The organism is Nonomuraea antimicrobica, from assembly GCF_039536965.1.
GTDB lineage: Bacteria > Actinomycetota > Actinomycetes > Streptosporangiales > Streptosporangiaceae > Nonomuraea > Nonomuraea antimicrobica.
In genome coordinates, this window is sequence record NZ_BAAAZP010000224.1 from 28,140 (window position 1) to 41,126 (window position 12,987).

Annotated in this window: 13 protein-coding genes; 9 read left to right on the forward strand and 4 right to left on the reverse strand. The window is 72.2% G+C overall.

What is annotated here, in order from left to right; genetic code table 11:
* Nucleotides 1-3: 3 nt before the first annotated feature.
* Both ABD844_RS47660 and ABD844_RS47665 read right to left on the reverse strand, forming a co-directional pair.
* Nucleotides 4-744 carry an ABC transporter ATP-binding protein gene (locus ABD844_RS47660; protein WP_344894885.1) on the reverse strand — a complete coding sequence of 247 codons (741 nt, stop codon included), beginning with the start codon at nucleotides 742-744 and terminating at the stop codon, nucleotides 4-6.
* Complete coding sequence (locus tag ABD844_RS47665; RefSeq protein ID WP_344894888.1) at nucleotides 741-3,242, reverse strand: FtsX-like permease family protein; 2,502 nt, start codon at nucleotides 3,240-3,242, stop codon at nucleotides 741-743. Before ABD844_RS47665 ends, ABD844_RS47660 begins: the two co-directional genes overlap by 4 nt.
* Before the next feature lie 190 nt (nucleotides 3,243-3,432).
* Here ABD844_RS47665 and ABD844_RS47670 point away from each other — a divergent pair, with 190 nt between their 5' ends.
* From ABD844_RS47670 to ABD844_RS47690, 5 genes are all read left to right on the forward strand, one after another.
* Nucleotides 3,433-4,503 (forward strand): sensor histidine kinase, encoded by a 1,071-nt coding sequence (locus ABD844_RS47670; protein WP_344894891.1) that lies wholly within the window; start codon nucleotides 3,433-3,435, stop codon nucleotides 4,501-4,503.
* Nucleotides 4,500-5,162: a response regulator gene (locus ABD844_RS47675; RefSeq protein ID WP_344894894.1), complete on the forward strand. Its 663-nt coding sequence runs from the start codon at nucleotides 4,500-4,502 to the stop codon at nucleotides 5,160-5,162. The genes ABD844_RS47670 and ABD844_RS47675 overlap by 4 nt, the downstream gene beginning before the upstream one ends.
* An 89-nt stretch (nucleotides 5,163-5,251) precedes the next feature.
* A complete protein-coding gene (locus ABD844_RS47680) occupies nucleotides 5,252-6,247 on the forward strand; it encodes a hypothetical protein (RefSeq protein ID WP_344894897.1) in 996 nt (331 codons plus the stop codon).
* Between the two features lie 9 nt (nucleotides 6,248-6,256).
* A complete protein-coding gene (locus ABD844_RS47685) occupies nucleotides 6,257-6,850 on the forward strand; it encodes a TetR/AcrR family transcriptional regulator (RefSeq protein ID WP_344894900.1) in 594 nt (197 codons plus the stop codon).
* An 83-nt stretch (nucleotides 6,851-6,933) separates the two neighbouring features.
* Nucleotides 6,934-8,163 carry an MFS transporter gene (locus tag ABD844_RS47690; RefSeq protein ID WP_344894903.1) on the forward strand — a complete coding sequence of 410 codons (1,230 nt, stop codon included), beginning with the start codon at nucleotides 6,934-6,936 and terminating at the stop codon, nucleotides 8,161-8,163.
* 22 nt (nucleotides 8,164-8,185) lie between these two features.
* On the opposite strand, the gene ABD844_RS47695 is transcribed toward ABD844_RS47690, so the two are convergent.
* Complete coding sequence (locus ABD844_RS47695) at nucleotides 8,186-8,524, reverse strand: hypothetical protein (protein ID WP_344894906.1); 339 nt, start codon at nucleotides 8,522-8,524, stop codon at nucleotides 8,186-8,188.
* A gap of 33 nt (nucleotides 8,525-8,557) precedes the next feature.
* On the reverse strand, nucleotides 8,558-9,199 hold the full coding sequence (locus ABD844_RS47700; protein WP_344894909.1) for a response regulator transcription factor: 642 nt from the start codon (nucleotides 9,197-9,199) through the stop codon (nucleotides 8,558-8,560).
* 265 nt (nucleotides 9,200-9,464) lie between these two features.
* On the opposite strand from ABD844_RS47700, the gene ABD844_RS47705 reads away from it, so the two are divergent.
* The 4 genes from ABD844_RS47705 (at nucleotide 9,465) to ABD844_RS47720 (ending at nucleotide 12,986) form a co-directional block, all read left to right on the forward strand.
* Nucleotides 9,465-11,132: a sensor histidine kinase gene (locus tag ABD844_RS47705; protein WP_344895129.1), complete on the forward strand. Its 1,668-nt coding sequence runs from the start codon at nucleotides 9,465-9,467 to the stop codon at nucleotides 11,130-11,132.
* A gap of 160 nt (nucleotides 11,133-11,292) precedes the next feature.
* Nucleotides 11,293-11,817 carry a hypothetical protein gene (locus ABD844_RS47710; RefSeq protein ID WP_344894912.1) on the forward strand — a complete coding sequence of 175 codons (525 nt, stop codon included), beginning with the start codon at nucleotides 11,293-11,295 and terminating at the stop codon, nucleotides 11,815-11,817.
* Between the two features lie 52 nt (nucleotides 11,818-11,869).
* Nucleotides 11,870-12,391, forward strand: a complete 522-nt coding sequence (locus ABD844_RS47715) for an STAS domain-containing protein (protein ID WP_344894915.1) — start codon at nucleotides 11,870-11,872, stop codon at nucleotides 12,389-12,391.
* A 268-nt stretch (nucleotides 12,392-12,659) separates the two neighbouring features.
* Complete coding sequence (locus ABD844_RS47720; protein ID WP_344894918.1) at nucleotides 12,660-12,986, forward strand: hypothetical protein; 327 nt, start codon at nucleotides 12,660-12,662, stop codon at nucleotides 12,984-12,986.
* Nucleotide 12,987: the final 1 nt, after the last annotated feature.

The window sequence follows — 12,987 nt, forward strand, 5'->3', positions numbered from 1 at the left end:
GCCTCAGCGGACTCCGAGGCGGGCGGCGATCGCCTCGGCCGTCGGGCCCTCCAGCACCTCGCCCACCTGCCCGTCGCTGAGGAAGAGCACCCGGTCGGCGTGGGAGGCGACGGCCGGGTCGTGGGTGACCATGATGACCGTCTGCCCCAGCTCGACGACCACCAGCCGCAGCAGTCCGAGGATCTCCCGCCCGGACCTGGCGTCCAGGTTGCCTGTGGGCTCGTCGGCGAACACCACCTCCGGCCCTGCCACCAACGCCCGGCAGATGGCCACCCGCTGCTGCTGCCCGCCGGACAACTCGTGCGGGCGGCGGTGCACGTGCTCGGCGATCCCGGCCCGGCCGGCCAGCTCCTCCACCCGGCCGGGCGCCGGCCGGCGACGCGCGAGCCGCAGCGGCAGCTCGATGTTCTCCTTCCCGGTCAGCGCGGGGAGCAGGTTGAACGACTGGAACACGAACCCGATCCGCCGGCTGCGCAGGCCGGACAGCTCGGCCTCGCCCAGCCGCGTGATGTCGGCGCCGCCCACGCTGACGGTGCCCGACGTGGGCCGGGTCAGTCCGGCCGCGCACTGCAACATCGTGGTCTTGCCCGAGCCTGACGGCCCCATCACCGCGGTGAACGAGCCCCGCGCGAAGGTGTGGCTGACGTCGCGCAGGGCGGTGACCGCCGAGCCGCCCGTGCCGTAGACCTTGCCGACGCCGTCGAGGCGCACCGCGGGCTCCATGCCGCCGTTCATCTCGTTCATGCCGTGCCGTGCCTTTCGTTTCGCAGTGCCGCGCGTACGACCAGCAGCGATCCCGCCATCGCGGCGGCGAGCGCGCCCGCGCCGAGCGGGACCAGCCAGTCGAAGGGGATGAGGGACAAGGTGGCCGCCGCCCCGCCGGGCTCGCTCACGGCGTGCACGAACGTCACCCAGGCGGTCACGGCCAGGGCCAGCACCACGACGGGCGCCACGGTGAACAGGCCCTCCCAGCAGGCCATCCTCATCACCTGGCGGCGGCGCGTGCCGAGGTGCCGCAGGCCGGTGAACTCCCGCCGCCGGTCGAGCAGCCCCATGCACAGGCTGTTGATGGCGGCCACCAGGCAGAGCAGCGCGACCAGCAGGGAGACGTACGGCAACGTGCGGTTCCGCTGGGCGCTCTCCTCGCTCATCTGCCAGAAGTACTCCTGTTTGGTGAAGGACTCCACGGGCACGCGCGGATCCGCGAGCGGGCCGGGGTCCGCGCCGCGCACGTAGATCCGTTCGTGCTGCCGCGACGGCAGATTGGTGCCGGCGACCGCCTGGGCGGGCAGCGACACCGACCCCAGCTCCGCGGTGTCGGCGTAGACCGCGACCACCGTGTAGCGGGCGTCCTGGGCCTCGCCGGGGATGCGGACCCGCAACAGCGACCCGAGCTCGGCCCCGAGCGATTCGCTGACGGCGACCTCGCCTTCGCCCAGGTCACCGGGAGACCGGCCACGCAGGGAGAGGTCGAGGACCCGCGTGATGTCTCCAGTGACCAGGGTCGCGGTGGCGGGCGGCGGGTCCTGGCCGGGCGGCCGTCCTTCCACGGACACGGCGACCGGCATCGAAGCGATCCCGACCGCGGCGGACGTGCCGTCGCGATCCAGGACGCGGCGCCGCAACTCCTCCGAGAGCGCGCCCTGTCCCGCCGACGGCCGCAGCACGTGGTCGGCGCGGACGTCCTCGACGGCGTGCGCGGCCGTCCGCCAGTCGTAGAAGAGCTGCGTGCCCACGACCGTGCCGACCAGCGTCACGCCGAGTGCCAGCGACCCCACCGCTCCGGCGAACCTGCGATGGTTGAAGACCACGTTGGCGACGGCGAGGAACCCCGCCACCGGCGACAACCGGGCGACCACGCCCCGCACCAGCTTGCCCGACACCAGCACGACCCACGGGGCCACCAGCCCGACCCCGGCCACGGCCAGGCACAGCGTGCCGAACTGCAGGCCCATCAGGGCGACGCCGCCGACCGCGACCAGCTTCCACACCTGCACGGCGGACAGGACGCCGGCCCCCGCCAGCAGCGTCGAACCGGCCGCCAGCCGTCCTCTGCCGAGCCGCCTGCCCTCCGCCGGGGCCTCGCCGAGCGCGTCCCCCGGCCGGATCCGCAGCGCGCGGCGTACCGAGGCCAGGCTCGCCACCAGGGCGATGGCCAGGGTCAGCGCGAACGTCCACCACATCGCAAGCGGGTGGTAGCCGACCTCGAACGCCACGCTCACCGTGCCGAAGTCGCGGAAACGAGCCACGACGGCGGGCGCGAGCAGCATCCCGAGCGGGATCGCCACCAACGTGGCGACCACGGCGAGCAGCACCGCCTCCGCCACCAGCATGCGCCGGATCTGCCCGGGACGGGCTCCCACGGCCCGCAGGACGGCGATCTCCATCCCGCGGCGGCGGACCGACAGCCCCATGGCCGCCGCCACCATGCCCGCCGAGACCAGCGCGGTGACCCACACCAGGAACCAGAGGGTGTTGAAGCCCTCGGCGACGACGATGTTGTTCTCCTGCCCGCCGCGATCCGCGCCGACGGCGACGCGCGCGATCCGCAGTCCGGGTGCGTTGTACGGCTCCACCGCCCGCGTCACGGCCGCCCGCAGCGCCTCCACGCCGACCCCCGGCCGGGGGTGGACGCCGAGCGCGTCGGCCCGCAGGCCACGTCCCGACAGGTCGGCGGCGTGGTCGTCGGAGAAGAACAGCGCCGACTGGTGCCGCCAGGCCGCCCGCGCCGCCGCCACGCCGACCACCTCGTGCGCCTGCACGGTGCCCGACACGGCGACCTCGACCCGGTCCCCGACGCCGGTCCTGGCCACGGCGGCCAGTCGCGCGTCGATGACCACCTCGCCCGGGGCCCACGGCGGCCGGCCCTCCGTCAGCTCGAACGGCGTCAACCGCGCGCTCGACCAGCCGTGCCCCCACGGCCAGGGACGCTGGTCCCCGGGCATCCGCGGCCGAGTCCCGCGGACGAACAGCACGGCGGGGAAGCTGAGATCACGAACCGCCGCCGCCACCTCGGGGAGCGCGTCCACGGTCGCCGCCAGCCCTGGTGAGATGCCGCCCCCGCTGGTGCCGACGACCAGCGGAGTCCCGGCGTACCGCTCCACCGGGACCTCCTGCCGATCCGTGGAGTCCACGACGAACCACAGGGCGCCGATCGCGGTCGCCGCGACGACCAAGGTGACGAGCGTGCCCATCAGGCTGCCCGGATGCCACCGCAGTGTCCGCCACGCCAGCCACGCCACCCCACCACCTCCGATCCGGGCCCAGAAGGTCCGGGCCCGCGCTCCGAGTTCCAGCCTGCTGGCCGTCGTGGTCCGGTTCCTCGGCCGCCGGACGGATTCCGCCGCGGTACCTCGGTCCTCCCGGGCGGTGCAGGGCAGGACTCCGGTAACGGGACGCCCGTGCGCGAATCCCTGTGGTTACGCTGGGCCGGTGGTCCTGTTTCGCCGGGTACTGGGGTTCGCCGACGGTGACCTGCTGCTGGCCGGAGCGGTGGCGGTCGCGTCGCTCCTCGACCCCGCCCGGCGCGACGCCGTCCCCTTGGCCTTCGCCCTGCTCGGAGCGGTGGCGCTGCCCGGGCGCGAGCGGTGGCCGGTGGCCACGGTCCTGCTCACGTGCGGGGCGTTCGGCGGGGCGCTCGCGTACGGCGGGCTGCCGCTGGCGGCCTGCGTTCCCGCGCTGGTCGGCGTGTACACGGCGGCCGTTCGCCGGCGTCGGCTGTCCGCTGCCGCCGGTGCGCTGCTGGTGGTGGCGGGGGCCGCGCTCTGGCCCGCTCCTGCGACATCGGCCCGGCTCATCTTCACCGTTACGTGGCTGGCCCTGTTCTGCGTCGCGCTGCTGATCGGCGAGACCGTGGCCGCGCGTCGCGAGGAGGCCGCCGCCAGGGAGCGGGAGCGGCTGGCCACGGAGCGGGAGCGGCTGGCCCGTGAGGTGCACGACGTGGTGGGGCACAGCGTGACCGGTATCGCCGTGCAGTCCGCCGCCGCGCTGCACCTGCTCGGGGACGGCGCGGGCAGGTCGCCCGAGCTGCGTGAGACGCTCACCGCCATCCGCGACGCCGGCCGTACGGCGATGCGCGAACTGCAGGCCACCCTGGGATGGCTGCACGGCGAGTCACCGGGCCTGGACCGGCTCGATGCGCTGGAGGCGGCCATGCGGGACGCCGGGCTGCCTGTCACGATCACCCGCGAAGGACCTGACGGCCCGGTGCCCGCCGCCGTGGGTCACGCCGCCTACCGGATCGTCCAGGAGGCGCTCACCAACACCCTGCGCCACGCGGGCGCCGGCGCGACGGCCGAGGTCAGCGTGCGGTACGGCACCGAGCTGACGGTGGAGGTGACCGACGAGGGCGGAGTCAGGCCCCGCGAGGAGGGCGCGGGCGGCGGGTGCGGGATCGAGGGCATGCGGGCCCGCGCCGCGGACCTCGGCGGTTCGGTGACGGCGGGACCTGCGGCGGGCGGCGGGTTCAGGGTGCTGGCCCGGCTGCCGGTGGACCCGGCGTGATCAGGGTCGGGCTGGCCGACGATCAGGCGCTGGTCAGGAAGGGGTTCCGGCTGATCATCGACGGCTCACCCGGGTTCCGGGTCGTGGGCGAGGCGGCCGACGGCGGGGCGGCGGTGGCGCTGGCCAGGAACGAGCGCCCCGACGTGCTTATCATGGACATCCGGATGCCGGAGATCGACGGCCTCACCGCCACCCGGCTCATCGTGGCCGACCCCGAGCTGGCCGCCGTACGCGTGGTGGTCCTGACGACGTACGCCGACGACGCCAACGTCTACGCGGCGCTCCAGGCGGGCGCGAGCGGCTTCCTCGTCAAGGACGTCGAGCCGGCGGACCTGCTCAAGGCGCTCGAGGTGGTCGCGGCCGGCGACGCGCTGCTGTCGCCCTCGGTCACCAGGCGGGTGATCGCCGCGTTCGCCGCGGGCCCGCACCCCGGCCCGCGGCCACCGGATCTCGACGCGCTCACCGACCGCGAGCGCGAGGTGATGACGCTGGTGGCGACCGGCCTGTCCAACCAGGAGATCGCGGTACGCCTGCGCATGAGCCCGCTCACGGCCAAGACGCACGCGAACCGGGCGATGGCCAAGCTGGGCGCCCGCGACCGGGCCCAACTGGTCGTCCTCGCCTACGAAACCGGCCTGGTACGCCCGCGTCACCCCTGACCGCGTACTGCGCTCGCAGCAGCCGTGAGACCGTCCCCCGGTAGGAGGGCCGGCGCGGGCGGGCCCGCGAGCATGAGGGCATGGGGTTGATGAGCACATGGCCGCGCTGGGTGCCGGGCGCGGCGACCGGGTGGGGGCTGGGCCTGGTGGTCCTGACGTTGTCGTGGGCACTGGGCAGCGAGCACGGCAGGCCGCTGCCGAGCTTCGATCTCCCCGGCCCCTTCTGGTGGACGCTGGTGGTGCTGGCCGTCGCGACCACGGTGGCCGCCAGGGGTGGGCCGTCCGTTCTGTGGCCGGCCGTCGCCGTACCGGTCCTGGGCACGTTCGGGCTGGTCATGCAGGCGGTGGCCGCGCTGGCCACGGGTCGCGTGGAAGACTGGCCCGCGCTGCTGGTCAGCCTGTACTGCGTGGCGGGCGCGACGCTGTTCACCGGCGCCGCTCTGGTGCGGACGCGGACGGCTCGCGGCGCGTGCGCACGATGCGGGTACGCGCATCCCGGCGGTCCCGTCACCGGCCGGACCTACCCGGAGCCCGGCAGGGCGAGCTTCGCCGTGCGGTGGACGGCCTATCTGGGTGCCGTCGCCTTCGTGCCGTACATCGTGATGAAGACGGTCTGGGCGCTCGGACTGCCGATCGCCGGGGTCGCCGGGCCCGACCTGACCGTGGGGTCCGGGGCCGGCTCGGTGCTCGGGCGGCTGGGCATCGACCTCACCTCCGTCCTGGCGCTGGCCGGGGCCGTGCTGAGCGTCGCGCTGGTGCACCGGTGGGGGCAGGTGTTCCCGCGCTGGGTGCCGGTGCTGGGCGGGCGGCGGGTGCCCAGGTGGATACCGCTCGTACCGGCCTGGCTGGGGGCCACCAGCCTGGGGCTCTACCCGTTCGTCGCGCTCGCGTTGCTGGTGTCGGGGGCCGAGCCGGCCGCTTCCGGCGGGATCGGCGCGTGGGTGGTGGTGGTCGGGCTGGCCGGGTTCGGGGGATGGGGGGTGAGCGTGGGGGTGGCGGCGGTGTCGTACCAGCGGCGGACGCGTCCACAGTGCGGACCGCCGCCCGTCTCCGACGTATTGCACCGACCGATGCAAAACAGCTAGTGTGCCCCTATGGCTCGACCACGGACATTCGACGAGGATCAGGTGCTGGCCACCGCGATGGACCTCTTCTGGGCGTACGGCTACGAGGCCACCTCGACCCGGGATCTGTGCCACGCCGTCGGGCTGGACCGCAGCAGCCTGTACAACGCGTTCACCAGCAAGCACGAGCTGTTCAGGCGTGCGTTGACCCGCTACGTCGACGCCACCGCCGCCAACCAGGCGCGCATCCTGGAGGACCCGCGGCGGCCGCCCGCCGAGCGCGTCCGCGAGTTGCTCGCCGCGATCGTCGAGCTGGAGTCCGACTCCTACCGCGACGGCCACGGCCGCGGCTGCCTGACCGTCAACACCACGGTGGAGCTCGCCGGCCGTGACCCGGAGATCGCCCTGCTGCTCGATCGCGACCTGGCCCGGCGGCTCGACTCGCTGCGGGCCGTCATCGCGGCCGGGCTGGCGGCCGGTGACATCACCTCGGCCCGTACGCCGGAGGCGCTCGCCCGGTTCGTCAACGCCGTGATCGCGGGCATCCGGGTCGCCGCTCAGGGCGGCGCCGACCGTCCCGTGCTGGAGTCCATCGCCGCGACGGCCATGGACGCACTCACCTGACACCCTCCCCGGAGCCCGGGCGGGCTTCGCGTGCCCTGGTTCTACACCGTTCGATGCAAAATCCTCGCTAAGGAGCGACCACCTTGCCCCGTGCCGTCTATCTGCTGGCCCTCGGCATCTTCGCCATGGTGACCAGCGAATTCGCCGTCGCAGGACTGATGCCGCAGATGGCCGCCGGACTCGGCGCCACCATTCCGCAGATCGGCTACCTGATCACCGCCTTCGCCGTCGCCATGACCGTGGGCGGACCCTTCCTCACCGTCGCGGTGGCGCGGCTGCGGCCCAAACCGGCGCTCACCGCCCTCTTCGTGATCTTCCTGGTGGGCAACGTGCTGGCGGCGGTCTCGGCGTCGTACCCGGTCATGATGGTCGCCCGAGTGATCACCGGAGTCGCCTCACAGGCGTTCTTCGGGGTGGCCATCTCCCTGGCTGTCCAGCTCACGGACGAGCGCGTCCGCGGCCGGGCCATCGCGATGGTCCTGAACGGGCTGATGGTCGGCACGCTGCTCGGGCTCCCCCTGTCGACCCTGATCGGCGAACACCTGGGCTGGCGGGCCGCCTTCTGGGCCATCAGCGCACTCACCGTGCTGACCGCCGTCGCCACGCTCATCGGCGTACCGCGCCTGGAACGCGCCGGGGCCGACGGGCCCGAACTCCGCGAGGAGCTGAAGGTCTTCAGGAACGCCAAGCTGTGGCTCGTACTGACGACCAGCACCCTCATCATCGGCGCGACCTTCTCCGCCTTCAGCTACCTCAGCCCCATCCTCACCCAGGTCACCGGAGTCGGCCAGGACACGGTGCCGCTGCTGCTCATCGCGTACGGCGCCGCCACCGTGATCGGCAACACCGTCGTCGGCCGGCTGGCCGACCGGCACACCATCAGCGTCCAAGTCTGGGGACTGGCGCTGAACCTGCTCTTCCTGACCGGCTTCGCCCTGCTGGCCCACCTCACCCTCCCCGCGGTGGCCTTCATGCTCGGCGTCGGCCTGGTGGGCGTCACCATGAACCCCGCCATGGCCACCCGCGTCCAGCGCACCGCCAACGCCCGGCCACTGGTCAACACGGTCCACTCGTCCTTCATCACGCTCGGGGTCATCATCGGCTCCTCGGTCGGCGGCCTGGCGATCGACGCCTTCGACCTGCGGGCCCCCCTCTGGCTCGGCGCGGCACTGGCCGCCCTGGGCCTGCTGAGCCTCCTGCCGGAGGCCCTCGTATGCAGCGGAAAGCCGCAGCCCCCGGCAGCACCGGCCGTCGCGCCTGACGACTTGCCCGTGAACGTGTGCGGTTTTCGGCGGGCAACGCCACGGCGCTGAACCACCCCGCCGGCCGCGCACCTCACCCGGTCGGCCTGCCGCCGCTCGTCGGAGGGCCGGGTGGCGTCGGACGGTCGGGTGGCGTCCATGCGAAGGCGCTTCCGGCGAGCCGGAGGAAGACGCCGGTCGGCAGGAGCCGGGTGAGGGCGTTGCGGAGGGTCGCCGCGACGGGGTTACCGGTCTGGAGGACGTGGCCGAGCTGACCGGACAGTTTCGCCATCGGCTGGGTCCGTGGTCGTCGCTGAGCGTCGTACGCGATCAGCGCCTCGGGCACGGCGCTGCGGTCGAGTGCGCCGGCGAGGACGACGGCGTCCTCGATGGCCAGCCAAGCGCCCTGCTCAGTGGGGCCGTCCCGCGCCACGGCCACTGCCCGGCAGCCGTGCTCCGGGTCGGGTCATTTGCGGCGATCGTTGCGTAGGCGGGCGGCCAGTGCGGCGGCCTGGGTGCGGCGCTGCATGTTGAGCTTGGCCAGCAGGTTGGACACGTAGTTCTTGACGGTCTTCTCCGCCAGGAACATCCGTTCGCCGATCTGCCGGTTGGTCAGTCCCTCGCCGATCAGGTCGAGGATGTGCCGTTCCTGCTCGGACAGTGCCGCGAGTGGGTCCTTCCTGACCGCCTGCTCGCGCAGGCGCTGCAGCATGGCGGCGGTGGTCTGCGGGTCGAGCAGAGACTGCCCCGAGGCCACCGTACGGACCGCGCCCACGAGGTCGGAGCCGTGAATCTGCTTGAGCACGTAGCCCGCCGCGCCGGCCATCACCGCGTCGAACAGCGCGTCGTCGTCGGCGTACGAGGTCAGCATCAGGCACGCCAGCCCCGGTAGCCGGGAGCGCACCTCACGGCACACGTCCACGCCGCTGCCGTCAGGGAGTCGCACGTCCAGCACCGCCACGTCGGGCTTGAGCGCGGGGATGCGGGCGACGGCGGACTCGGCCGTGCCGGCTTCCCCGATGACCTGGATGTCGTCCTCGGACTCCAGCAGCGCCGCGACACCCCTCCGCACGACCTCGTGATCGTCGACGAGGAACACACGAATCATGTATACGACGCTATCCGACCACCCGGCACGCCCCAAGATGACGGAGGCAGCGGCCAGGGACGGAACAGGGGGTTCGTGTGGGAGCCCGGCGTGATCGTGACCAGGAGTTGGCCGGATCATCGCGTAAGCGTGCCCACCCCGTGGGCGTGACGCGGTCTGCGACGATGTTCACCGCCGCGGGGACCTGCCGTGAGGGTCTGCGGATAGGTCCAGCCGCGGGTCCGGTGTCACACTGGTGAGTGTGGAGGGCGAGCGTCATCCGGTGATGCCGCAGATGCGGCTCGATGAGCTGCTGGCCGAGCTGCAGGTGCGGCTGAACGCCGTGCTGGCCACTCGGGACCGCGTGCATGCGCTGGTCGAGGCCGTGGTGTCGGTGGGCAGTGATCTCGATCTGGAGACCGTGCTGCGCCGGATCGTGGAGACGGCGACCAAGCTGGTCGACGCCAGCTACGGCGCGCTGGGCGTGGTCGGCCACGAGAACACGCTGATTCAGTTCATCCCGGTGGGGCTGACCGAGGAGGAGATCGCCAGGATCGCGCACTGGCCGCACGGCCTGGGGCTGCTCGGTCTGTTGATCAAGGACGCGCGTCCCCTCCGGCTGAGCCGCATCTCCGACCATCCCGAGTCGTACGGCTTCCCGCCCGGCCACCCGCCGATGGGCACCTTCCTCGGGGTCCCCGTACGGGTGCGCGACGAGGTTTTCGGAAACCTTTACCTGACGGAGAAGCGCGGCGGCGGCGAGTTCGACGAGGAGGACGAGGCCATCGTGATAGCCCTCGCCACCGCCGCCGGCGTCGCCGTGGAGAACGCCCGCCTGTACGCGGAGACGCGACGGCGTGAGACCTGGCTCCAGGCGTCCTCAGAGGTGAGCACGAGCCTGCTGTCCGGAGCCGATCCCCGCCGGGTGCTGAGCCTGGTGGCGACCCAGGCCCGCGAGATGAGCGACGCGGACCTGGTCCAGGTGCTGCTGCCGGACCCGTCCGGGCAGGCGCTGATCGTCGAGGTCGCGGAGGGCGAGGGCGCGGAGGAGCTGCTGGGCACCGCGTTCGAGAGGTCGGCCACGATGGTGGGCGACGTGTTCACCCAGGGGGAGCCGGTGTCCGACGCGGACATGCAGAAGACTTCCTACCCGGAGTCGCCGCTGCGCCGCTGCGGTTACGGACCGGGGCTGATGGTGCCGCTGGGAGCGGTGCCCCGGGTGCGCGGGGTGCTGGTCCTGGCCAAGCGGAGCGGGCGGCTGCCGTTCAGCGGGGAGGACGAGCAAATGCTGCAGGCGTTCGCCGGGCAGGCGGCGATCGCGCTCGAACTGGCCGAGGCGCGCCGGGACGCCGAGCGGCTGGGCCTGCTGGAGGATCGTGACCGGATCGCCAAGGATCTGCACGACGTGGTGATCCAGCGGCTGTTCGCGACCGCGATGACGTTGATGAGCACGATCCGGCTGGTGGAACGGCCGGAGGCGGCCAAGCGGATCCAGCACACGATCGACGAGCTGGACGAGACCATCCGGCAGATCCGCTCGTCCATCTTCGCGTTGCAGGGCTCAGGGGATGCCGAGCCCAGCCTGCGGGGGCAGATCGTGGAGCTGGTGGAGGGCGCCGCCGGGCACTTGGGGTTCATGCCGGGCCTGCGGATGGAGGGGCAGATCGACACGGTGGTGCCCGCGCCGGTCGCCGAGCACCTGCTGGCGGTGTTGCGCGAGGCCCTGTCGAACGTGGTCCGCCACTCCAGGGCGACCCGCGCCGATGTTCTCGTCGAGGCGGCGGGCACCGAGCTCTCCCTCGTGGTGACGGACGACGGGGTCGGCGTGGGGGAGACGGAGCGCCGGAGCGGGCTGCGCAACATCGAGGAACGCGCCATCCGGCTGGGCGGCGCCGCCCAGGTGGAGACGCCCGAAGCAGGCGGGACGCGGCTGCGCTGGCTGATCCCGTTGTGAGAGCCCTCTGGGAAGAGGCAGGCCGGTCAGCCGTTCCTCTGTGGCCTTGACGGGACGAAGGTCCTGACATCGCGGGACGTACGCCACTGCCTCGAAGAAGGGCGACGCGGTGTGCTTGGCGTGCGCAAAGGAATGCCAATCCCCGCCGAAAGGAACCGTCATGGCCGCCACCGTCAACCCGTCTTTCATGGAGACCCGCACCACCGCCCAGCGCCGTCCGGTCGACTATGCCTGGGCCGTCGCCCGCATCGCGATCGGCTGGATCTTCCTGTGGGCGTTCCTGGACAAGACCTTCGGCTGGGGGTTAGCGACCCCGGCGGACCGTTCCTGGCTCTCCGGCGGCAGCCCGACGACCGGGTTCCTCAAGGGCGCCGGTGAGAACGCGCTCGGCGGCTTCTTCGCCGGCCTGGCGGGGCAGGCGTGGGTCGACTGGCTGTTCATGGCCGGTCTGCTGGGCGTGGGGCTGGCGCTGGTGCTGGGCGTCGGCACCCGGATCGCCGCGGTCGCCGGCGGTCTGATGCTGGCCCTCATGTGGGCGGCAGGGCTGCCCCTGGACACCAATCCGTTCATGGACGAGCACCTCGTCTACGCCGCCGTCCTGGCCGGTCTGGCCCTGGCCGACGCCGGTGCCACCCTTGGGCTCGGCGGCTTGCCGATCGTCCGGCGCAACAGCTACCTCAGATAGCGTCAGCTCGATCGCCCACTCCTCCACGGGGTGGGCGTCGTACTGTGCCCGCGTGGTGAAGCAGTGGCCGCATGGTGGGCCATTCGGCACCGTCAGTGGGACCTTCGCCTCTTTGGCTCGCTCGTCCGGATTGCCAGGCTTGTCGCTGAGAACGGGGGCAATCATGGGAACACAGCAAGACGAACCGGCCCACGAGCAGGCCGAGGGGATCCGCCTTCTGTGCCACGCGTGCAGGCCACTTCGTGTGACCACGCGGGCGTCTGACGGCAAGACCGTGCTGGGCCTCGCAGGTGAACTGGACCTCGCGACTGCTGAGCCGCTCAACGTACTGGTGGACAATGTGATCGCGAACGCCAAACGGCGAGTCGTACTCGACCTGTCCGGTTTGACCTTTTGTGATATGTCGGGACTGAGGGCGCTGCGATTGTGCGACCGTACCGCCCGAGCGTCGGGGGTGACGTTCGAGCTGACCGGTTTGTCCGATCGGGTGCTGTGGCTCCTTGAGGTCAGCGGGCTCATGCCGGTGTTCGCGGGCGTCATGCCGACGAAGAAGCGACCGGGCGGCCGCGGATGATCGGCCCGGGTACGGCCGCAGGGCCAGGTTGCCCGCGCGCCTTGTTTACGTATTTGGTGAATCCCGGGAACCGGCGCGAGATTTCGGCACGGCCGAAGCGGCGATACTACAGTTCGTAATGAATCATCACAGTATGTAGTTGAGGTGGGGTCATGCGCAAGGCGATCATCGTGGTTGCGGTTGTTACCGCCGGTACGGCGCTCGCGGCTCTGATGGCTCTTCGAGGCGGCGCACGTCCGTCCAAGGCCCGGTCCTGACCGCAACCCGGGTGCCGGTCAAGGTGTTCGCCCCTCATCAGGGCCGGGCGAGGCAGGCGCGGTGGACGCCATTGGCCTTGGCCCTTCGCCCGCTCGTCTACGGCTTGCGCGTCTCGGTCCACATGCTGTGCACTCTGATCGACTTCATCGCGGGTCGCAGGCGCCCCAACGTCCCTGACGCCATTCTGGCCGATGCGACCATCACCAAGCGGCAGCGACGGATGCTGATCGACGTCTACGAGTCGTTTCGCAGGCAGACGGCGTCCGGCGCCGCACCGGACGGGCACACCGCTCGGAGGCCGGACAACTGCGGCAGTTCACCGTCCCCCGCCTCGTAGC